19 protein-coding genes and 1 pseudogene are annotated in these 21,377 nt (G+C 67.1%); 11 read left to right on the top strand and 9 right to left on the bottom strand.

The window, feature by feature from the left end; all coding sequences use genetic code 11:
* Positions 1 to 16: 16 nt before the first annotated feature.
* Positions 17 to 1,192, bottom strand: a complete 1,176-nt coding sequence (locus tag ACEN9G_RS26095; RefSeq protein WP_483127204.1) for a PEP-CTERM sorting domain-containing protein — start codon at positions 1,190 to 1,192, stop codon at positions 17 to 19.
* Positions 1,193 to 1,402: 210 nt separating this feature from the next.
* A complete protein-coding gene (locus ACEN9G_RS26100) occupies positions 1,403 to 1,828 on the bottom strand; it encodes a hypothetical protein (protein WP_483127205.1) in 426 nt (141 codons plus the stop codon).
* Positions 1,829 to 2,197: 369 nt separating this feature from the next.
* Here ACEN9G_RS26100 and ACEN9G_RS26105 point away from each other — a divergent pair, with 369 nt between their 5' ends.
* Together ACEN9G_RS26105 and ACEN9G_RS26110 are read left to right on the top strand one after the other, a co-directional pair.
* On the top strand, positions 2,198 to 2,419 hold the full coding sequence (locus tag ACEN9G_RS26105) for a hypothetical protein (protein ID WP_413339532.1): 222 nt from the start codon (positions 2,198 to 2,200) through the stop codon (positions 2,417 to 2,419).
* Positions 2,420 to 2,508: 89 nt separating this feature from the next.
* Positions 2,509 to 3,792 (top strand): glycoside hydrolase family 28 protein, encoded by a 1,284-nt coding sequence (locus ACEN9G_RS26110; RefSeq protein WP_413339533.1) that lies wholly within the window; start codon positions 2,509 to 2,511, stop codon positions 3,790 to 3,792.
* Positions 3,793 to 3,811: 19 nt separating this feature from the next.
* On the opposite strand, the gene gudD is transcribed toward ACEN9G_RS26110, so the two are convergent.
* Both gudD and ACEN9G_RS26120 read right to left on the bottom strand, forming a co-directional pair.
* Entirely contained in the window at positions 3,812 to 5,152 is a 1,341-nt protein-coding gene (gene gudD / locus ACEN9G_RS26115; protein ID WP_413339534.1) for a glucarate dehydratase, read from the bottom strand.
* A gap of 99 nt (positions 5,153 to 5,251) precedes the next feature.
* Positions 5,252 to 6,136, bottom strand: a complete 885-nt coding sequence (locus ACEN9G_RS26120; RefSeq protein ID WP_413339535.1) for a LysR family transcriptional regulator — start codon at positions 6,134 to 6,136, stop codon at positions 5,252 to 5,254.
* 111 nt (positions 6,137 to 6,247) lie between these two features.
* Between ACEN9G_RS26120 and ACEN9G_RS26125 the strand changes: the two genes are divergently transcribed.
* Positions 6,248 to 6,988 (top strand): SDR family NAD(P)-dependent oxidoreductase, encoded by a 741-nt coding sequence (locus ACEN9G_RS26125; protein ID WP_413339537.1) that lies wholly within the window; start codon positions 6,248 to 6,250, stop codon positions 6,986 to 6,988.
* 46 nt (positions 6,989 to 7,034) lie between these two features.
* Here the strand turns inward: ACEN9G_RS26125 and ACEN9G_RS26130 are convergent, their stop codons facing one another.
* On the bottom strand, positions 7,035 to 8,333 hold the full coding sequence (locus ACEN9G_RS26130; RefSeq protein WP_413339538.1) for an NAD(P)/FAD-dependent oxidoreductase: 1,299 nt from the start codon (positions 8,331 to 8,333) through the stop codon (positions 7,035 to 7,037).
* Positions 8,334 to 8,442: 109 nt separating this feature from the next.
* Entirely contained in the window at positions 8,443 to 8,856 is a 414-nt protein-coding gene (locus ACEN9G_RS26135) for an HAD family hydrolase (RefSeq protein ID WP_413339539.1), read from the bottom strand.
* A 106-nt stretch (positions 8,857 to 8,962) separates the two neighbouring features.
* On the opposite strand from ACEN9G_RS26135, the gene ACEN9G_RS26140 reads away from it, so the two are divergent.
* Positions 8,963 to 9,895, top strand: a complete 933-nt coding sequence (locus ACEN9G_RS26140; protein WP_056124866.1) for a LysR family transcriptional regulator — start codon at positions 8,963 to 8,965, stop codon at positions 9,893 to 9,895.
* A gap of 31 nt (positions 9,896 to 9,926) precedes the next feature.
* Here ACEN9G_RS26140 and ACEN9G_RS26145 read toward each other — a convergent pair.
* Positions 9,927 to 10,019 (bottom strand): annotated as a pseudogene (locus ACEN9G_RS26145) (PEP-CTERM sorting domain-containing protein); the annotation flags it as partial.
* Between the two features lie 643 nt (positions 10,020 to 10,662).
* Here ACEN9G_RS26145 and ACEN9G_RS26150 point away from each other — a divergent pair.
* Together ACEN9G_RS26150 and map are read left to right on the top strand one after the other, a co-directional pair.
* Positions 10,663 to 10,872, top strand: coding sequence for a ParD-like family protein (locus tag ACEN9G_RS26150; protein ID WP_056124858.1), 210 nt, complete (start codon positions 10,663 to 10,665; stop codon positions 10,870 to 10,872).
* Entirely contained in the window at positions 10,869 to 11,636 is a 768-nt protein-coding gene (gene map, locus ACEN9G_RS26155) for a type I methionyl aminopeptidase (RefSeq protein ID WP_413339541.1), read from the top strand. The genes ACEN9G_RS26150 and map overlap by 4 nt, the downstream gene beginning before the upstream one ends.
* A 12-nt stretch (positions 11,637 to 11,648) precedes the next feature.
* On the opposite strand, the gene ACEN9G_RS26160 is transcribed toward map, so the two are convergent.
* A complete protein-coding gene (locus ACEN9G_RS26160; RefSeq protein ID WP_413339542.1) occupies positions 11,649 to 13,232 on the bottom strand; it encodes a methyl-accepting chemotaxis protein in 1,584 nt (527 codons plus the stop codon).
* A 235-nt stretch (positions 13,233 to 13,467) separates the two neighbouring features.
* Here ACEN9G_RS26160 and ACEN9G_RS26165 point away from each other — a divergent pair, with 235 nt between their 5' ends.
* The gene (locus tag ACEN9G_RS26165) at positions 13,468 to 15,513 is read left to right on the top strand and encodes a GGDEF domain-containing protein (RefSeq protein ID WP_483127206.1); all 2,046 of its coding nucleotides are present in this window, start codon (positions 13,468 to 13,470) and stop codon (positions 15,511 to 15,513) included.
* A gap of 9 nt (positions 15,514 to 15,522) precedes the next feature.
* Here ACEN9G_RS26165 and ACEN9G_RS26170 read toward each other — a convergent pair whose 3' ends face one another.
* Positions 15,523 to 16,428, bottom strand: coding sequence for a LysR family transcriptional regulator (locus tag ACEN9G_RS26170; protein ID WP_483127207.1), 906 nt, complete (start codon positions 16,426 to 16,428; stop codon positions 15,523 to 15,525).
* Between the two features lie 124 nt (positions 16,429 to 16,552).
* Here ACEN9G_RS26170 and gcl point away from each other — a divergent pair, with 124 nt between their 5' ends.
* Genes gcl through ACEN9G_RS26190 form a run of 4 tightly spaced genes read left to right on the top strand, consistent with a single transcriptional unit; the run spans position 16,553 to position 21,340 of the window.
* On the top strand, positions 16,553 to 18,322 hold the full coding sequence (gene gcl, locus ACEN9G_RS26175; protein ID WP_413343563.1) for a glyoxylate carboligase: 1,770 nt from the start codon (positions 16,553 to 16,555) through the stop codon (positions 18,320 to 18,322).
* A 15-nt stretch (positions 18,323 to 18,337) separates the two neighbouring features.
* Positions 18,338 to 19,129, top strand: coding sequence for a hydroxypyruvate isomerase (gene hyi / locus ACEN9G_RS26180; RefSeq protein WP_413343565.1), 792 nt, complete (start codon positions 18,338 to 18,340; stop codon positions 19,127 to 19,129).
* 24 nt (positions 19,130 to 19,153) lie between these two features.
* Positions 19,154 to 20,047: a 2-hydroxy-3-oxopropionate reductase gene (locus ACEN9G_RS26185; protein WP_413343567.1), complete on the top strand. Its 894-nt coding sequence runs from the start codon at positions 19,154 to 19,156 to the stop codon at positions 20,045 to 20,047.
* A gap of 27 nt (positions 20,048 to 20,074) precedes the next feature.
* Entirely contained in the window at positions 20,075 to 21,340 is a 1,266-nt protein-coding gene (locus ACEN9G_RS26190; RefSeq protein ID WP_483127208.1) for a glycerate kinase type-2 family protein, read from the top strand.
* Positions 21,341 to 21,377 lie beyond the last annotated feature (37 nt).

The raw sequence follows: 21,377 nt of genomic DNA on the forward strand, positions 1-21,377 counted from the left end.
CGGGCGCCGCCGCGGATCAGGACTTGCCGCGCTTGCGTGCCGCCGCGAGGCCGGCGGCGCCCAGGCCCAGCAGCATCAGCGACGCCGGCTCCGGCACCTGGCCGCCGGCGGTGTCGGCCGCGCGCTGGATGACGTTCGCCGTCAGGTTCAGCGTCAGGTTATAGCCCTTGCCCAGGGTGTCGGACGCGTAGGTGCCGTCCGGCGTCGCGTCGGCCAGGGTCAGCTGGTAGGTTGCCATGTTCTTGCCCAGGACGGTCGCGAGGAACGATGCCGTGTAGCCGTTGGAACCGCCCTGCACCAGGTTGTCGAACAGGGCCAGGCTGGTGCCGAACACGTTGTTCGCGTCGGTCTCGGCCACGTTGGTCAGCTTCAGGCCCACGCGGTCGTTAGCGGCCAGGTTGGCGATCGAAAAGTCCTTGGCCTTCACCGTGTCGTTCAGGTAGACGTCGCCGAAATCCAGCGTCAGCGACGTCACCGCCGACTTGCCGTCGAACGACTGGGCCGCGTGCAGCAGGTAGCTGTAGGTTGCGCTCAGGTCGCCTTTCCAGTTGATCGTCGACGTGGTCGTCGCGTCGCCGGAGAACTGGTTCGACGTCGTCTCGGCCGTGTTCGAGACGGCCAGCAAATCGGCGAGGAAGCTGCCGCTGCCGTTGCCGACGTACGCGTTCAGCGAGGTGCCGGCGACCGCCGTGTTCCGGTCCACGTTCGTGAGGCTGATGCCGTCGTTGCAAGCCGATTTGATCTTGTCCTTGAGCGTGCAGGAATCGGGCTTGCCGAGTGCCGCGCTCGCGCCGACGACGCCGGTCGGAATGCCGAGTGCCACCGAGCTGCTGCCCGTGCCCTCGGCCTTGTACGTGCCGGTGTCGTTCGCGTTGGTGCCGCCCTTCGCGACGGTGACGCTGGTCGTCTGCCAGTAGGTCGACTGCAGGTTGACGGTCGCGCCCGTCAAAACGCCCTTGCTCTTGTCGAACAGGGCGACCGTGGCTTTCTTGTCCGTATCCATGTTCGTGTTCGCCTTGATGCTAGTCGAGCCGTCCGTGCCGGCCTTCTGCCCGCCGAGCGTGTCGGTGATCACGTTGTTCACGTCGAATGCGGTCGTCTTGGTCGTGTCCAGAAGCGTCGCGTGGGCGAGGGTCGGGACCAGGGCGCTCATGGCGGCGAGCACGGCAGCATTCAGTGTAGTCTTCAGCATGTTGTTTCCTTTGGGTTGATCAACGATGAGGATGTCTTGTGACACTTTTTCTTTTACTCATCGTATTTACGCAAGGAACGTGCCAAAAACTATAACCATCTGTTCTGCAAGGAAATCCATTTTGAACAAAAATCAATGTCGCGGTGCTATGTAAAGATTCTCGACAGAAATAAAAGTTTCCTGAGGAAACATCGTGACATTGATCGTTGTCTAATGCAGCTGGGCGGGCACAGGTTGCGGCCGCGTACCCGGCGGCGGTGCGTGGCGCCTGGCGGCGGCGACCTCCGTGCCGGCATCCCACGGCAGCGACAGCACGGCCTCCAGCGCATCGGCGACCTGGCGGCCGAGGCCGACATCGCCGCCCTCGATCTGGGGCAGCGTGCGGTGCAGGGCGCACAGCACGACGGCGTAGTCGGCACGGCGCGGGTGCAGCGCGGCGTCGCCGAGCCGTTCCAGCAGTGCTTCCTCGCGGCGGAAATCGGCTTCGACGGCCGCCACGACGGCGGAGAAATCCTGGACGAAGACGTCGTCCGGTTGCGCCTGCAGGGCGGCGACGCGGGCACACAGGCGCGCCCGGCTCGTGCGCAGGGCCGCGCAAGCCGCGAGCGGATCGGCGTCGGGATGATGGAAATGCATGATCTACCTCACTCTCGTCGATGATGACGAGCAGTGTCCGGGCGACGCGGGGTTTTTCGTTTGATCTGCCTCAAGAGGCAGGGATTCCGGCTCCGGTAAATCGGCGCCGCACCGTCTCAGTGCGCGAGGAGGAGCGGCACGCGGAACCTTGCCGGCAGCTCGCGGGTGACGCCGCCGACCATCCATTCGCGGTAGTGGCTGTGGCCATACGCGCTTGATTCTAAGCACAGCCTTTAAGCATAGTTCAGACAGGCGGAACCGCAAATTGATTCCGTCAATGCCGTACCGCCGCGCGATCGAAAAAATCATCGGCAGAGCGCGCCGCACAAGCATATGCTTAAGTTGCATATACATATAGCGGAGACAACGATGAAATTCGGAATGCAACCAAGCCGCGTCAAAGCTCACCTGCACCTGTCGCACATCCACCGCCCGCATTTCCACATGCCGCACATGATGCACCGCGACTGGCATGCGTTCGAGCCTGTGCTGCGCGTCGCGCAGATCATCCTGCTGGTCGTGCTGGCCCTGCCGTTCGCGCAATTCGTCGCGAAAACGATCGTGTGGGCGTTCAGGTCGCTGTTCGGGTGAATCGATCAGCGAATCGATCAGCGAATTGAGCCGCGCAAACGGCGCGGCTGCTTTAGCATGAACCGGATCTGACCACGATCCGGACCACCATGCCATTGCCTTCTTCCGCCCGTCGCCGTTTCACCCTCCCGTTGTTGTCCGTTCCGCTCTGGTGCCATGCCGCGCCGGACGGCCGTCATCTGTCCATTCTCGACACCGGTGCCGTCGCCGACGGCGCCACGGTCAATACGCGCGCCATCCAGGCCGCCATCGACCGGCTGGCCGGGCAGGGCGGCGGCACCGTCGTCGTGCCCGCGGGCGTGTACGTCAGCGGTGCGCTGTTCCTCAAGCCAGGTGTCCACCTGCACCTCGACAAGGGCGCCGTGCTGCGCTGCTCGACGGACATGCGGCACTTCCCCGTCCAGCGCACGCGCATCGAGGGTCACTTCGAAGAACGCTTCAATCCCGGCCTGGTCAATGCGTCCGGCTGCGACGGCCTGACGATCACGGGCGAAGGTACGCTCGACGGCGCCGGCCGCCCGATCTGGGACCAGTTCTGGAAACTGCGCAACGCGTCGAAGGAGAAGGGCAACTTCCGCAACCTGGACGTGCCGCGCGCCCGGCTGGCGGTCATCGAAGGCTCGCGCGGCGTGACGATCGCCGGCATCACGTTCAAGGATTCGCAGTTCTGGAACCTGCACCTGTACCGCTGCCGCGACGTGGTCGTGAAAAACGCGAGCTTCGAAGTGCCGGACGATTACGTGCAGGCGCCCAGCACGGACGGCATCGATATCGACAGCTGCCAGGACGTACTCGTCGACGGCTGCCGCTTTTCCGTGACGGACGACTGCATCGCCGCGAAGGGCACGAAGGGGCCGCATGCGCTCGCGGACAAGAACAGTCCGCCGACGGAACGCATCCGCGTGCGCAACTGCACGTTCCGGCGCGGCCATGCGCTGTTCACGTGCGGCAGCGAGGCGACCGTCGTGCGCGACGTCGTCGTCGAACGTTGCCGCGTGCAGGACGTGGGCGCCATCGCGCATCTGAAGCTGCGGCCGGACACGCCGCAGCGCTACGAGGCCATTACGTTCCGCGACCTCGTGCTGGATTCCGGCAAGGGCGAGATCGTGGCGATCCGCCCGTGGAGCCAGTATTACGACCTGCAGGGCGAGGCGCCGCCGCATTCGTACGTTCGCGGCCTCGTGCTGGACGGCCTGCACGGCCGCTTCGGCGCGTTCGGCATCGTGGCGCCGAACCCCGGCCAGACCGACATCGCCGGGCTCGTGCTGCGGAATATAAATGTGCAACTAACCGACGAGCGGCTGCAGGTAAAAGACGCGGGCAAGCCGGTGGTGGAGAACGTCGTGGTCAACGGCAAGCCCTGGGTCGTGTAGGGCCTGCCGGCGTCCGGTTTCAACGTACCAGGCAGGGGCGTTTGTTGTCGAACTTCCAGCCCGGGATCAGGAACTGCATCGCGACGGCGTCGTCGCGCGCGCCCAGGCCCATGTTTTTATACGCCTGGTGGGCTTGTTCCAGTTCCGCTTCGTCCAGTTCGATGCCCAGGCCCGGTTTCGCCGGAACGTGCACGAGGCCGCCCTCGATCTTCAGCGGTTCCTTCGTCAGGCGCTGGCCGTCCTGCCAGATCCAGTGCGTGTCGATCGCGGTGACCTTGCCCGGCGCCGCCGCGCCCACGTGCGTGAACATGGCGAGCGAGATGTCGAAGTGGTTGTTCGAGTGCGAACCCCACGTCAGGCCGAACATCTGGCACAGCTGCGCCACGCGCACGGCGCCCTGCATCGTCCAGAAGTGCGGGTCGGCGAGCGGGATGTCGACGGATTGCAGCTGGATCGAGTGGGCCATCTGGCGCCAGTCCGTCGCGACCATGTTGGTCGCGGTCGGCAGGCCGGTGGCGCGGCGGAATTCGGCCATCACTTCGCGGCCGGAGAAGCCGTTCTCGGCGCCGCACGGGTCTTCCGCGTACGCGAGGATGCCGTGCTTGTCGCGGCACACGCGGATCGCTTCGGCCAGCGACCAGGCGCCGTTCGGATCGAGCGTGATGCGCGCGTCCGGGAAGCGCTCGTGCATCGCGATCACGGCATCCATCTCGTCGTCGGCCGGCAGCACGCCGCCCTTCAGCTTGAAATCGTTGAAGCCGTAGCGCTCGCGCGCGGCCTCGCACAGGCGCACGACGGCGTCCGGCGTCAGCGCTTCTTCATTGCGCAGCCGGAACCAGTCGTTGCCGGCATCCAGCTCGGCGCGGTAGGGGAGGTCGGTCTTGCTGCGGTCGCCCACGTAGAACAGGTAGCCCAGCATCTCGACGGCGTTGCGCTGCATGCCTTCGCCCAGCAGTGCCGCGACCGGCACGCCCACGAACTGGCCCAGCAGGTCGAGCAGCGCGGATTCCACCGCCGTGACGGCGTGGATCGTCGTGCGCAGGTCGAACGTCTGCTGGCCGCGGCCGCCCGCGTCGCGGTCGGCGAACGCGGTGCGCATCGCGTTCAGGACGTTGTTGTACTCGCCCAGCGTCTTGCCGACGACGAGCGGGCGCGCGTCTTCGATGGTCTGGCGGATCTTTTCGCCGCCCGGCACCTCGCCGAGGCCCGTGTTGCCCGCACTGTCCTTGAGGATGACGATGTTGCGGGTGAACCAGGGGCCGTGGGCGCCGGAGAGGTTCAGCAGCATGCTGTCCTGGCCGGCGACGGGGACGACGCGCAGTTCGGTGACGACAGGGGCGCTGGTAACGATGGTGGTCATGTTGGCTGTATCGGTAGGGGGACAAATCGTGCCCCATGATATCTTTCGATCGATTCAGCAGCAAACCAAATTAGGATGGCAAGTATCCAGAAATTGAATTTATTGCGTCCGAAACGTCGGCAAAACCTCGTCCAGGAACAGTTGCAGCACCGGGTTGTCGTGGTTGCGGCGATAAGTACATACCGTTTCGACGGGCTCGGTGGCCATCCGCCGCATGACGATGCCGTCGAATTTCAGGCGGGCGGCCCCTTCCGCGATGAGGGCGGCGCCGATCCCCGCGCGGACGAGCGCCAGCATCGTGTGCACCTGGCCGATGTGCTCGACGATGTCCGGCACGACGCCGGCGCGGGCGAAGCGCTCGCTGAGCATCTGGTAGAAGGGCCGCGCCTCGTACGGCGAATACATGACGAACGGCCGGCCGTGCAGGTCGGCCAGCGCGGGTTCCAGGGGCCACTGGTCGGCGTCGCGTTCGTGGATGGCCAGCATCAGGGACTCCGTTGCGATCAGCTGGCTGTCCAGGTCCGCACTGACGGGGTGCGGGCGCATCAGGCCCAGGTCCAGCTCGCCCGCGTTCAGCGCTTCCACCTGGGCCGTGCTGACGAGTTCCTTCAACGTCAGTGTCACGCCCGGCGACCGTTCGCGCAGGCGGCGGACGACTTCCGGCAGCAGGCTGTAGCCGGACGCGGACGTGAAGCCGATGGCGATGCTGCCCTGTTCGCCCTTCGCGGCGCGGCGGGCGGCAAACATCGCTTCCTCGGCGATCCGGAGGATGCGTGCCGCTTCCGGGAAAAACGCCTTGCCGGCGGCCGTCAGCCGGACCGTGCGGCTGTTGCGCTCCAGGAGCTGGGCGCCGACGTGGTGTTCCAGCAGGCGGATCTGGCGGCTCAGCGGCGGCTGCGTCATGTTCAGGCGCTCCGCGGCGCGGCTGAAATGCAATTCTTCGGCGACGGCGACGAAGCAGCGGAGCTGGCTGATCTCGAACATGGATGTCCTGGGCGATGGTTGGGGCGAGCGCAATTATGACCGATGCGCCGCCCATCCGGCCGCCCGTGGTATCGTCGGGCAGTGTCAAGGACATGCACAGGAGGGAACGTCATGGGTTTCGACCAGCGCAGCGCCATCGTCACCGGCGCATCCGGCGGCATCGGCCGGGCCACCGTGCGGCGCCTGCTGCAGGACGGGGCTGCCGTGATGCTCGCGGGCCTCCACCTGGACCGCCTCGACGCCACGCGCGCCGACCTCGGCAAGGAATTCGACCCCGCGCACATGGCCACCATCGCCTGCGACGTGTCGCGCGAAGACCAGGTCATTGCCGCCGTCGACGCGACGATCAGGCAGTTCGGCGGCTGGGACTACGTCGTCAACAACGCGGGCACGATGCTCTTCAAACCGATCGAGGAGCAGACGGAGCAGGACTGGCGCGGCATCCTCGACGTGGACCTGCTGGGCGCCTTCTTCTTCACCAAGCAGGCTTTCCTGCGCATGCGCCGGGGCGGCGCCATCGTCAACGTCTCCAGCGTCCACGCCGTCGAGACGGAACCCCTCGTCGCGCCGTATGCGGCGGCGAAGGCGGCGCTGCTGTCGCTCACGCGTTCGGCCGCGCTGGAAGGCAAGGCCAAGGGCATCCGCGTGAACGCCGTGCTGCCGGGCGCCGTCGACACGCCCATGTTGTGGGATAACCCGAACGTGAAGGCCGGCGTCGAAGTCATCGACAAGGCCGACGTCGGGGCGCCCGAGGACCTCGCCGCCGCCATCGCGTTCCTGCTCACGGACGAGGCCCGCTTCGTCGACGGCGCGTCGCTGCGGGTCGATGGCGCGCGGCTGGCGCGCCTGTAGCCGCGCCGCAAGTGGTAGGGTGGGCACCCCGTGCCCACGCGTAACATTAATGCCAGCGTACCGGCATCAGCATCTTCGACCGGAACCAGCGCGCCAGCAGGTTGCCGCACATCCGCACCAGGCCCAGATGGCCCATCACGTGGCGCTGGTACGTGAGACCGTACATGGCCAGCGCGAACGGCCCTTTCACATGCAGGTGGCGGTTGCCGATCGCGCGGCGCAGGATGCCGACCGCGCCCGCCCGTCCCAGCGACACGAGCGTGCCGTAGTCGCGGTACTGGAAGCCCGGCAGCGTGTCCGGCACCTTGTGCGCCAGCAGCGTCGCCAGGTAGATCGCCTGCTGGCGCGCGGCCTGGGCGCTGGGCGGGGCCATCGCCGTCTTGTCCGGATTGAGCAGGGTGCAGCAATCGCCCATCGCGTGGATCTCGGGATCGGTCACGCTGCGCAGCCGGCTGTCCACGACCACCTGGTCGTTGCGGTTCAGCGCCACGTTCAGGCCCGTGCTGAAGCGCGGACCCTTCACGCCGGCCGCCCACACGGTGATCGCGGCGGGGAAGACGCGGCCGTCCGTCGTCGTCACTGCGTCCTCGCGCACTTCGGCGATCGCGGTGTCGGTGCAGATCTCGATGCCCATCGCGCGCAGCTTGCGCACGGCCAGGTTCGACGCTTCGGCGTCCAGCGACGGCAGCACCTGCGACCCACGCTCGACGATGCGGATGTGCACCTGGTGCGGCGACTCGAGACCCGCGAGGCCGTAGTGGGCCAGTGTATCGACCGTGTGGCGCAGGTCCGCCGCGAGTTCGATGCCGGTCGGGCCGGCGCCGACGATGACGATGTCCAGCAGCGGCGCGCCGGCATCCGTGCGGGCATTGCGGCGCCGTCCCGCCTGGGCGCACAGGCCGAGGAAGCGCTGGCGGAACGCTTCCGCGCCTTTCACGCTGTCGAGCGCGAGGCAGTGTTCCTGCGCGCCGGGGATGCCGAAGAAGTTCGTGACGGAGCCGTAGGCCAGCACGAGTCGTTCGTAATCGATGACGGTGTGGGCATCGGGCGCATCATCGAAACGGCTGCGCACGGTCAGGGTGCGGTGGGCGCGGTCGACGTCGACGACTTCGCCGCAGACGAACGTGAAGTGGTTGTCGATGGCCTGGCGCGCATAGTCGATCATGTGGTCGGCCGGGTCGATGGTGCCGGCGGCGACCGCGTGCAGCAGGGGTTTCCAGAAGTGGGTGGGGGCGCTGTCGATGAGGATCACGCGCTCCCGGTGGCGGGCGCCAAGGCGGCGTCCCAGGCGGGTGGCGAGTTCGAGGCCGGCGACGCCGCCTCCGACGATGACGATGGACTGCATGGTGTGCTCCCTTCTTTTTTCGAATCGATGCGGCACCGGGGGCTCCCCGCGCCGCGCCGCGTTCGCGCATCCGGCGGGAGCAGCGCCCGCGGATGCCGGGAAGACTGCTTTAGTGGGCCATGGTCTGCATTGCTACCTTGCGCATGTCCTTGCGCAAAACGGTCGCCTTGGGCGTGCGTACGCCGATGCGCGCGGTGCGGGCGGCGGCGATGGCGCGCGGCGACGTCGTCACGGCCAGCGCGGCGTCTGGCTGTACGCCCAGCTGGTCCAGGACCACGGAATACGGGGCCTTGTGGCCGCGCGCTTCGAAATCGGCGCCCGTCAGCACGACGGAAAAGATGTGGTGCGCGGTGTCGCCGAAGCGGCGGCGCAGCTGTTCGCCCGCCTCCTGGTGCGGCAGTTCGGAGATCAGGGCGCACGGCAGGCCGTCTTCGATCGCCTGGTCCAGCAGGCGCTCGGCGTCGGCCGGGACGCCGGTGGAACGGAATGCGGATAAGTCGAAGATGAACGCTTGTGCCGTCATGATGATCTCCTTTTGCAGGTCGTTGTCGCTTGAATTGTTTTTACTATACGGCTGGGCGGGATAAAATAAAAATAAATCTTTTTTAGAATTCGATAAGGTATAGCTTATGTATCCAGCCAGCTTCAAACAACTGCAGGCGCTGATGCTCGTGGCGCGTCACCAGAGCGTGTCGCGCGCGGCCGAGGCGATGCACGTGACGCAGCCGGCCGTGTCGCTGCACCTGAAACTGCTGGAGGAAGCGGCCGGCGTGCCGCTCACGCGCCGCCAGGGCCGCAACATCCAGATGACGGCCGCGGGCGAGCTGCTGGTGGGGTACGCGGAACGCATCCTGGGCCTGTGGGAAGAGGCGGGCGACGAGATCGCGGCGCTGAAGGGCGTCACGTCCGGTACGCTGCGCATCGGCGCGGTGATGACGGCGGAGCACCTGCTTCCGCCGATGCTGGTGCGCTTCACGACGGGCCGCCCGCACGTGCGCATCAAGCTGCAGGTGGGCTCGCGCCCGGAGGTGATCGGCATGCTGTCGCGCGACGAAATCGACCTCGCCATCATGGGCACGCCGCCGCGCGAATTCCCGACGAGCGCGAGCCGCTTCGCGCGCCACCCGATGGCGTTCTTCGTCGCGCCCGGCCACCCGCTGCTGGAGAAGGAGAACGTGACGCTGGCCGACATCGCGGCCCACAACCTGCTCGTGCGCGAACGCGGCTCCGGCACGCGCGCGGCGATCGAGCGGCGCTACGAGGAAGAGGGCGTGGCGCTCGCGATCGGGTCCGAGTTGTCGAGCAACGAGGCGATCAAGCAGATGACGGCGGCGGGCCTCGGCGTCGCCTTCCTGTCCGTCCACGCGTGCACGCTGGAAGTGCGCAACCGGCTGCTGGCCGTGCTGCCGGTGCCCGGCGTCGTCGTGCAGGGCGAATGGCACGTGATGCACAAGGCGGCGCGCGCGATTCCGACGGTGGCCGCGTCGTTCCACGAATTCATGGTGGAGCACGGCCAGCAGGTCATTTCGGACGAGCTGGAAAACATCGCGTGGCGAACCTGAATCCTTTGGCCGCCACGCGCGGCGCCGGCGCTCAGCGCGCCGATTTGCGGCGAGCCGCGGCCAGGCCGGCGAGGCCGAGTCCGAGCAGCGTCAGGCTGGCCGGCTCGGGCACCTGGGCGACGTCGAAGTCGACGTTGTCGATGGCGATATAGCCATTCGAGGGCGCGCCGGAGACGGTGACGGACGTGACGTTTTTCAGATTCGCAAACTGGTAGCCCTGGTAAGCATTGCCGAGCGAGATCGTGTCCGTGCCGTTGACCGTCAGGTCGAACGCGTTCACCGACGTGTACCAGCTCAGCCCCGCGTCGAATCCGTTGAGGGTGAAGGTGCCGCCGCCGGTCCTGGTGATGGTCACCGTGGCGTCGAGACCGTAGATCAGGTTGTTGGTGCCGTTGTCGGCCTTGCCGCCGCCGGGCGTCCAGACGTATGCGAAGCCGCCCGAGGACGTGAACGTCAGCCCGCCGGTGGACACCGGCAGTGTCGGCGTACCCGCCTGGTCGTCGAAGGTGATGACGCTTGCCTGCGCCTGGCTTGCGCCGAACGCCAGGAACAGCATTGCACCGATGAGTTTCAGAGAAGTGGTTTTCATGTCAGTCCTTGAGGTTTATAGATATTGACGGACATAAAGCAATATTGATGCCATTTGATAATAATCAATGAGTTATAGAAATTAATGTTGTCGTGTGTAAGTTTTTTCGACAACGCTTGCGGCGTTGCGCGGCCAGAATATATACTCCGTATATGGAACGTATATGAAAGGTAGGGACATGGGCATCGTGAACATCGAAGACGAGCTGCACGACCAGATCCGCAAGGCGAGCACGGTGTCGTGCCGCTCGATCAACGCGCAGGCCGCGTTCTGGGTCCGCATCGGCATGCTGTGCGAGCTGAATCCGACGCAGAGCTTCAACGAGATCATGGCGCGCGAGCTGAGGGCGGCGGGCGTCGTGCCGCAGGCGCTCAAGGTGGCGTCATGACGAAGCGGCCAGAGGAAGTCGCGCTGATGGCGGCGGCCGGCAAGCTGCTGGCGGATGTCTTCGCGCAGCTCGACCGGCTCGATCTCGCCGGCATGTCGACGATGCAGGTGAACGACCTGGTCGACGACTTCATCGTGAACACGCTGGGCGCGCGCCCGGCCAGCAAGGGCCAGTACGGCTATGCGTTCGCGCTGAATGCGTCACGCAACGACGTCGTGTGCCACGGCGTGCCGTCGCCGGCGGACGTCCTGCAAAGCGGCGACATCGTGAACTTCGACATCACGCTGGAAAAGAACGGCTACATCGCCGACTCCAGCAAGACCTACCTGGTCGGCGCCGTGGCGGCGCCGGCGCAGAAGCTCGTGCGGGTGACGTACGAGGCGATGTGGCAGGGCATCCGCGCCGTGCGTCCCGGCGCGCGGCTGGGCGACGTGGGCCATGCCATCGAGCGGCATGCGCGCCGCCACGGCTATGCGGTCGTGCGCGAGTACTGCGGGCACGGCATCGGGCGCGAGATGCACGAGCCGCCGCAGGTGCTGCACTGGGGCCGCCCGCAGACGGGCCTCGTGCTGCGCGAAGGGATGGTGTTCACGATCGAGCCGATGCTCAACGCGGGCCGCTCCGCCGTGCGCACCGAGGACGACGGCTGGACGGTGCGTACGTGCGATGGGGCCTTGTCGGCGCAGTTCGAGCACACCGTCGCCGTGACGCGCAGCGGCGTGCGCGTGTTGACCTTGCGGGCCGGGGAAACGATGCCCGCCTGACGGGGCCCATGATCACACGGCCAGCCGGCGCTGGCGGTCCGGCGCGGCTTCTTCGATCTGGAAGATGTTCACGACCGCGGAGAGCTCGACCGCCTGCGTGCGCAGCGATTCCGCCGCCGCCGCCGCTTCCTCGACCAGCGACGCGTTCCGCATCGTCATCTCGTCCAGGTGCGAGATCGCGCTGTCCACGCGGCCGATGTCGGCCTGCTGCGAGCGGGTCGCGCCGCTGATGCGGTCCATGATCTCGGTGACGCGCTGGACGCCGTCCACGACCTTGCGGATGGTCTCGCCCGCGTGGCCGACGAGCGAGGTGCCGGCGCCGACCTTCGCCACCGAATCCTCGATCAGGGCCTTGATCTCCTTCGCCGCGGCCGCCGAACGGTGCGCGAGGTTGCGCACTTCGCCCGCGACGACGGCGAAGCCGCGTCCCTGTTCGCCGGCGCGCGCCGCTTCCACCGCTGCATTCAGGGCGAGGATGTTGGTCTGGAACGCGATGCCGTCGATGACCGAGATGATGTCGACGATCTTGCGCGACGATTCCTCGATCAGGTGCATCGTGGTGACGACCTGGTCCACCGCCGCGCCGCCTTCCACGGACACCGACGACGCCGTCGTGGCCAGCGCGCTCGCCTGGCGCGCATCCTCCGCGTTCTGGTGGACCGAGGCGACCAGCTGCGCCATCGCGCCGGTGACCTGCTGCAGCGTCGCCGCCTGCGTCTCCGTGCGGCTGGACAGGTCGTTGTTGCCGCTCGCGATCTGGGACGAGGCCGACGCGATCGTCTCCGTGCCCGACCTGACCTTCGCCACGATGTCCGACAGGCCGTGGCGCATCGCGTTCATCGCATGGATCATGCTCGACGGCCCGGCGCGCGAGACGTCGACGCGGCACGTCAGCTGGCCGCTGGCGATGGCATGCGCCACCTCGGTGGCCTGGGCCGGTTCGCCGCCCAGCTGGCCAATGAGGCTGCGTACGATCACGACGCCGACGGCGGCGCACAGCAGCACGGACACGATGCTGAGACTCGTGATCCAGAAGCGCGCGCCTTTCGCCTCGAGGCTCGCGGCGGCGCTCGTGGCCGCGTTGTCGTGCTGGATGCGCTTGAGGAGCAGGTCCATGTCCGTGACGATCTGCCGGCGCAGCGGGCTGCATTCCTGCACGAGGAACTGGCCGTAGCCCTCCATGTTGCCGGCGCTGCGGTAGGCGCGTGGCCGTTCCAGTTCGGTGGCCATCTTGAGCATGCCCGCCTTGACCTTCGCATACTGCGCGTCGTTGCCCAGCACGGCGTCCAGCTTGCGCAGCGCCGCCAGGTAGTCGGCCTTGAACGTGTCGACGAGGGCCAGTTCGCGCGCGGCCGCCGCGTCGTCCTTGAACACGAAGGCATTGCGGGCCGCGATGCCGGTCTGGGCGAGCGCCTCGCGCGCCGCGTACAACGGTTCGAGTTCGCTGTCGCGCACCGCGTTCGCCTTTTGCAGCGCGCCGTCGATGCTGTTGACCCGGGTGACCGAGAGGACGGACACGATGAGCGTGACCGACAGAATGAGGGCAAACGCGACGTACAGCTGGGTCGCAATGCCGATGCGTTTCAGGAAATTCATCACGTCTCCAGCTGTTCTTGTTGCAGACTTGGCGCTGCGTGTTCAGTGTAAACACATTCGTTGCCCGAAATTTCTCGTAGGTACTAAAAATTTCCGTATGTAAGCAACTTGTTGTATTTGTGAGAATTCGCGTATTTTTGGCGGCCGAATGTGCCAATAAGATACGGCGCACGTTGAATTGTGGAATTTAATATTTCCGGATGTTACTATTCGGATCTTGATTCCTGGAGACAACATGTTCGCGCACCGGTTCCTGTTGGGCCTGCTGTTGCTGTGCCGGGCGGCTCTGGCCCACGCCGGCGACCCGCACGGCGACTTCGAGCGCGACCTTGCCGTCGCGCGCGAAGAGGCGTATGTCACGCCGAAGGCCGCGCTGCGCCGGGTCGACGCGTTGAAGTCAGGCCGGGAAGGGCGCGAACTGGGCGAGGCGCTCGTCGTCGCGAGCCGCGCGCACTGGTGGCTGCGCGACAAGGACCGGGCGCTCGACGCCGCGCTCCAGGCGGAACGGATCGGGCGCGAGACGCACGACGACGTGCTGCTGGCCGGGGCGATGCTTAGCCATGCCTATGCGCTCTCGAAGTTCGTGCACGACCAGCAGGCGGCGCGCCGCCTGATCGACAGCGCGGCGCGGCTCGCGGACAACACGCACGACACCTATCTGCGGACCCAGGCCCTGGTCACGCGCGGCCTGCTCGCCGAAGAAGACGGCAACACGGCGGACGGCCAGGAACTCCTGGCGCGCGCCGAGGCGCTGGCTCGGTCGGGCGATGATCCGGATGCATTGTCGATGGCGCTGCGCGAACGCGCCCGCCTGCTGGCCGCGGTGGGCAGCTACAAGGAGGCGCTGGCGCTTACCGACGAGATGATCAAGTTGGCCCGCGCACGCCAGCTCCCGGCCCAGCTGGCAAATGCGCGGCTGGCCGAATACGCGACGGCCGCGCGGGCCGGACAGCCCCGGCGCGCGGAGACCGCGTTGCAGGCCGCGGTGGACCTGCTCGACAAGCTCGAGGCGAAGGAACGCCTGCCGGTGCCGTTGGCGCACCTGGCGGCGATGTACGTCCAGGCGCGCCGCTACGGCGAGGCCGAACGGGCCGCGCGCAAGGCGCTGCGCATCGCGCACGAGGTCGGCGACGAGGACGCGATCCGGCTCGCGTCGTTCCAGGTCGGGATCGTCGACATTTGCTTCCGCAACATCGCCGCCGGCCGCGCCACGGTCGACAAGGCGCTCGCGGGTCTCGCGAGCGACGACCAGTACGTGCCCATGCTGCTGCAGTACGGCCATGCGCTGAACCAGGTGGGCGAGGGCGACGTCGCGATGACCGTGTACGAAAAGGCGGGCGCCGTGTCGCTGGCCGCGTGGCGCAAGGAAAAGCAGCTGGCGTACGAGACGCTGCAGCGTGCGTATGCCGACCAGAAAAAGCAGAACGACCTGGCCGCGCTGCACCACGAAAGCATCCTGAAGGCGGCGGAGCTGCACAACGTGCGGCGCCTGCGCAGCCTGTGGGCGCTGCTCGCCGCGATCACGCTCGCCGCCGCCGCCGTCATCGCCCTGCTGTACCGGCGCGTGGCGAAGGCGAACAAGTCGCTGCAGCAGAAGAACGACCAGCTGTTCCTGCAAAGTACGCGCGATTCGCTGACGGGGCTCTTCAACCGGCACTACTTCTACGAACAGGTCGTGCCCCATCACCATCGCAAGGCGGGCGCCGCGTCCGAACGGCGCGCCGGCGCGGAAGGGCGCACGGGCGGCGTGTTCCTGCTGATGGACATCGACCGCTTCAAGTCCATCAACGACACGCTGGGCCATGGCGCGGGCGACGTCGTGCTGAAGAACGTGGCCGCGCGCCTGGCTGCCACGCTACGTGAACAGGATGTGCTGGTGCGCTGGGGCGGCGAGGAATTCCTCGCCTACCTGCCGGGCATCGGCACGGACGAAGCGCGCCAGGTGTGCGCGCGCGTGCTGGCCGCCGTGGGCGGCTCGCCGGTCGCGCTGGACGACCGCGCGCTGGACGTGACGATCTCCATCGGCTTCTGCCCCAAGTCCCTGATCCCGGGCGACGTCGATCCGGACTGGGAGCAACTGGTCCATCTCGCCGACCTGTGCCTGTACGCGGCCAAGCAGGGCGGGCGTAACCGGGCGGTGGGGATCCTGGACGCCGCCGTGCTGGCGCCGCACGTGATCGCCGCGGCGGATGCGGACCTGAAGCGGGCGGCGGCAGACGGCGTGCTCGCGCTCGCGACCGTCAAGGGGCCGGCCGCGCCGCCGGTCCGGGCGGCCGCCTGACCGTCGGCGTCAGGATTCCCAGTACCCCGCCGTGTTGTACACCGCCTTCAGGTGATCAATGAAGTGCCGGATCTTCGCCGGCAGGTAGCGCTGCTGCGGGAACACGGCCTGGATCGGATAATTCCCGACGGCGTATTCGTCCAGCACCGTCACGAGCTCTCCCCGTTTCAGCTCGGCCTGGATCTCCCACGTGGAGCGCCAGCCGATGCCCAGTCCCTGTTTCACCCAGTCGAACAGCAGCTCGCCGTCGTTGCAGGCGAGGTCGCCGTCCACGCGCACGGCGAACAGCTTGCCGTCGCGCTGGAACGTCCAGCCGCGCTGCTGGCCGCCCTGCAGGTTGAAGGCGAGGCAGTTGTGGCGCGCGAGATCTTCCGGCGCGCGCGGCACGCCGTTGCGCTCGAAGTAGTCGGGCGTGCCGCACACGACGCGCCGGTTGGGGAAGAGCGGAATCGCCACGTAGTTCGGGTCCGTCACCTCGCCGATGCGGATCGACATGTCGTAGCCCTCGCGCACGAGGTCGACGACGCTGTCCGTGAAGTTGAACGACATCTTGAGTTCCGTGTGGATGGCGCGGAAGGCCGGCGCGTGCGGCGCCACGTGCTTGCGCCCGAACGCCGCCGGCGCCGACACGACCAGGTGGCCGCGCACCGTGCTGCGGCCCGCGCTGATGCTGTTTTCCGTGATGTCGAAATCGCGCAGCAGCTGGCGGCACGGTTCGATGAATTGTTCACCCAGCGCCGTCAACGTGAGGCCGCGCGTCGAGCGGTGCATCAGGCGCACGCCGAGGCGTCGTTCCAGGGCGTCCAGGCGCCGGCCCATGACGACGGGCGTCACGCCTTCCGCCAGCGCGGCGCCGGCGAAGCTGCCCTTTTCGGTGATGAGTACGAAGCTGCGTATTTCGGTGTAGCGATCCATGCCTTTTATCCCATTCAATACTTAAAGTATCGACAGAGCCGATAATAGCAGCAATTCAACTTGCCGTGGGTTATGGCTATGCTGGGTCATCAGTCCAAGACTAACCATAGCAACGGAGGAGAACATGGCCCGAATGAGAGCAATCGACGCAGCGGCGGAAGTGCTGCGCAAGGAAGGTGTGAGTACGGTATTCGGCGTGCCCGGCGCCGCGATCAACCCGTTTTACTCGGCGATGAAGAAGAACGGCGGCTTCGAGCACGTGCTCGCCCGCCACGTGGAAGGCGCCTCGCACATGGCCGAGGGCTATACCCGCGCCAAGGCCGGCAACATCGGCGTGTGCATCGGCACGTCGGGTCCGGCCGGCACCGACATGATCACGGGCCTGTACTCCGCCTGGGCCGATTCGATACCTATCCTATGCATTACGGGCCAGGCACCCCGTGCCCGCCTGTACAAGGAAGACTTCCAGGCCGTCGACATCGAGTCGATCGCCAAGCCGGTCACCAAGTGGGCCGTCACCGTGCGCGAGCCGGACCTGCTGCCGCGCGTCGTCCAGCAGGCCTTCCACCTGATGCGCTCCGGCCGCCCAGGCCCCGTGCTGATCGACCTGCCGTTCGACGTGCAGGTGGCCGAGATCGAATTCGACATCGACACCTACGAACCGCTGCCGGTGTATAAACCCGGCGCGACCCGCGCCCAGGCCGAGAAGGCGCTGGCGATGCTGAACGCCGCCGAGCGTCCGCTGATCGTCTGCGGCGGTGGCGTGATCAATGCCGATGCCGCCGCGCGCCTGCAGGAATTCGCGGAGATCGTCGGCGTCCCGGTGATTCCCACCTTGATGGGCTGGGGCGCGATCCCCGACGACCACCCGCTGATGGCGGGCATGGTCGGCCTGCAGACGTCGCACCGCTACGGCAACGCGACGATGCTCGAATCCGACTTTGTGATCGGCATCGGCAACCGCTGGGCGAACCGCCACACGGGTTCCGTCGACGTCTACAAGAAGGGTCGCAAATTCGTCCACATCGACATCGAACCCACGCAGATCGGCCGCGTGTTCGGGCCGGACCTGGGCATCGTCTCCGACGCGGGCGCCGCGCTGGACCTGCTGATCGACGTGGCCCGCGGCATGGCGTCCATCGGCGGCCTGCCGGACAGGAGCGGCTGGGCGGCGCAGTGCCAGGAACGCAAGCGCACGATGCTGCGCAAGACGCACTTCGAGAACAACCCGATCAAGCCACAGCGCGTGTACGAAGAGATGAACCGCGCCTTCGGCAAGGACACGACGTACGTCAGCACGATCGGCCTGTCGCAGATCGCCGCCGCGCAGTTCCTGCACGTGTACAAGGAGCGCAACTGGATCAACTGCGGCCAGGCGGGTCCTCTGGGCTGGACCGTGCCGGCCGCACTGGGCGTCGTCGCGTCCGGCGCCAAGACGGACGTCGTCGCGATCTCGGGCGACTACGACTTCCAGTTCATGATCGAGGAACTGGCCGTCGGCGCGCAATTCAAGCTGCCGTACCTGCACGTCGTCGTGAACAACGCCTACCTCGGCCTGATCCGCCAGGCGCAGCGCGGCTTCGACATGGATTACTGCGTCCAGCTGGCGTTCGAGAACATCAACGCGCCGGACCTCGGCGCCTACGGTGTCGACCACGTGGCCGTGGCCGAAGGCTTGGGCTGCAAGGCGATCCGCGTGCGCCGGGTCGACGACATCCAGCCGGCGTTCGCCGAGGCGCGCCGCCTGATGAACGAGCACCGCGTGCCGGTGATCGTCGAGATCATCCTGGAGCGCGTGACCAACATCGCGATGGGCCTGGAGATCGACGCCATCAACGAATTCGAAGCGCTGGCCGACCATCCGGGCGATGCCCCGACCGCGATTCGCGTCTGAAGCAAGGAGAAAGACATGCCAAGATTTGCTGCCAACCTGACGATGCTGTTCAACGAACTGCCGTTCCTCGACCGCTTCGAGGCGGCGCGCGACGCGGGGTTCAAGGGCGTCGAATACCTGTTCCCGTACGGGTTCGAAAAGGAAGCGCTGGCGGAACGCCTGCAGGAATTCGGCCTGACGCAGGTCCTGCACAACCTGCCGGCCGGCGACTGGGAAAAAGGTGAACGCGGCATCGCCGTGCTGCCGGGCCGCGAGGCCGAGTTCCGCGAAGGCGTCGCCCGCGCCATCGACTACGCGAAAGCGCTGAACTGCCGCCAGGTGAACTGCCTGGTGGGCATCGCGCCGGCCGGCGTCGACGAAGGCACGCTGCGCCGCACCGTCGTCGAGAACCTGCGCTACGCGGCGACGCAGCTGAAGCAGGCCGGTCTCAAGCTGCTGATCGAACCGATCAACACGTACGACATTCCGGGCTTCTACCTGAACACGACGCGGCAGGCGCTCGACCTGATCGACTCGGTGGGCGCGGACAACCTGTTCGTCCAGTACGACGTCTACCACGCCCAGCGCTCGGAAGGAGAGCTGGCGAAGACGGTCGAGAAGCACCTGGCCCGCATCGCGCACATCCAGGTCGCGGACAACCCCGGCCGCAACGAGCCGGGCACGGGCGAGATCAATTACCCGTTCCTGTTCAGGCACCTCGACCGCATCGGCTACGACGGCTGGATCGGCTGCGAGTACAAGCCGGCCGCCGACACCCGCGCGGGCCTGGACTGGATCGCCGCATTGGGCCCGAAATTGGCTGGTTAATCAATTCAAGCAAGGAGACATATCATGGCAAACATCGGATTCATCGGCCTGGGCATCATGGGTGCCCCGATGGCGGGACACCTCATCAACGACGGCCACACGCTGTTCACCAACACCGTCGGCCCGACCCCGTCGGCGCTCGTCGAAGCGGGCGCCCGCGTGTGCCTGAACGGCGCCGAAGTGGCGGCGCAGGCGGACATCATCTTCATCATGGTCCCGGACACCCCGCAGGTGGACGAGGTCCTGTTCGGCAAGGACGGTGTCGCGTCGGCTCTGTCGGCCGGCAAGATCGTCGTCGACATGAGCTCGATCTCCCCGGTCGCCACGAAGGATTTCGCCAGGCGCATCAACGCGCTGGGCTGCGAATACCTGGATGCGCCGGTGTCGGGCGGCGAAGTGGGCGCCAAGGCCGCGAGCCTGACCATCATGGTCGGCGGCAGCGAGGCGGCGTTCGCGAAGGTCAAGCCGCTGTTCGACAAGATGGGCAAGAACATCACGCTCGTCGGCGGCAACGGCGACGGCCAGATCACCAAGGTCGCCAACCAGATCATCGTCGCGCTGACGATCGAAGCGGTCGGCGAGGCGCTGCTGCTGGCCGCCAAGGCCGGTGCCGATCCGGCCCGCGTCCGCGAGGCGCTGATGGGCGGTTTCGCGAACTCGCGCATCCTCGAAGTGCATGGCGAACGGATGGTCAAGCGCACGTTCGCGCCGGGCTTCCGCATCGACCTGCACCGCAAGGACCTGAACCTGGCGTTGACCACCGGCCGCCAGCTGGGCGTGGCGCTGCCGAACACCGCCACCGCGCAGGAACTGTTCAACACCTGCGCCGCGCACGAGGGCGGCAGCTGGGACCACTCCGCGATGGTGCGCGCGCTGGAGATCATGTCGAACTTCGAGATCGGCCAGAAGCAAGCGTAATCGCCCGGAACCGGACAGGAGACTTTGATGACCACGATGACCCCACGCGAACTGCTGGCCAGCATGTTCACCGCCGCCGTCGACGCGGCCCAGCCCGCGCTGTGCATTCCGCGCAACCTGCCGGTGCCGCCGAAAGGCCGCACGGTGGTGATCGGCGCCGGCAAGGCGTCCGCCGCGATGGCGCAGGCGCTGGAGCGCAGCTGGCCCGGTCCGCTGTCGGGCCTCGTCGTCACGCGCTACGGCTATGCCGTGCCGTGCGAACGCATCGAGATCGTCGAAGCCGCCCATCCGGTCCCCGACGCCGCCGGCCGCGAAGCCGCCCAGCGCATGCTGCGCACGGTGCGCGGCCTGTCGGCAGACGACCTCGTGATCTGCCTGATCTCCGGCGGCGGTTCCGCGCTGCTGCCGCTGCCCGGCGAGGGCGTCACGCTGGAAGACAAGCAGGCGATCAACCGCGCGCTGCTCGCTTCCGGCGCCAGCATTACCGAAATGAACTGCGTGCGCCGCCACCTGTCCGCCATCAAGGGCGGCCGGCTGGCCGCGTCCTGCCACCCGGCGCGCGTGGTCAACCTCCTGATTTCCGACGTCCCGGGCGACAACCCGATGGACATCGCCTCCGGTCCCACCGTGGCCGACCCGACGACCTGCGCGGATGCGCTGGAAGTCGTGCGCCGCTACGGCATCGACCTGCCTGCGGGCGCGCGCCGCCTGCTCGAATCCGGCGACGGCGAGACGATCAAGCCGGGCAACCGGCGCCTGGAACACGTCGAAACGCACATCGTCGCGTCGCCGCAGATGGCGCTGGAAGCCGCGGCGGACGTTGCCCGCAAGGCCGGCGTGACGCCGCTGATCCTCGGTGACAGCATCGAGGGCGAGGCGCGCGACGTGGCCAAGGTCATGGCCGGCATCGCCCTGCAGGCGCGCCGCCACGGCCAGCCGGTGGCGGGGCCGTGCGTGCTGCTGTCCGGTGGCGAGACGACGGTCACCCTCCGCGGCAACGGCCGCGGCGGCCGCAACGTCGAATTCCTGCTGGCGCTCGCCGTTGCGCTGGACGGTGCGCCGGACATCCACGCGCTGGCCGGGGACACGGACGGCGTCGACGGCGCGGAGGAAATCGCCGGCGCGTTCGTCACGCCGGACACGCTGGCCCGCGGCTGGGAACGCGGCCTGCCGCCGCGCGCGAGCCTCGAGAACAACGATGCGCACACCTTCTTCCGTGCGCTGGGCGATTCCCTCATCACGGGGCCCACCTTGACCAACGTGAACGATTTCCGCGCGATCTACGTCGCCTGAAAAAAGAAACAGTCTTCCCTTTAACGGGTGCGCCGCG

It is taken from the genome of Massilia sp. Masssp94, assembly GCF_059491305.1.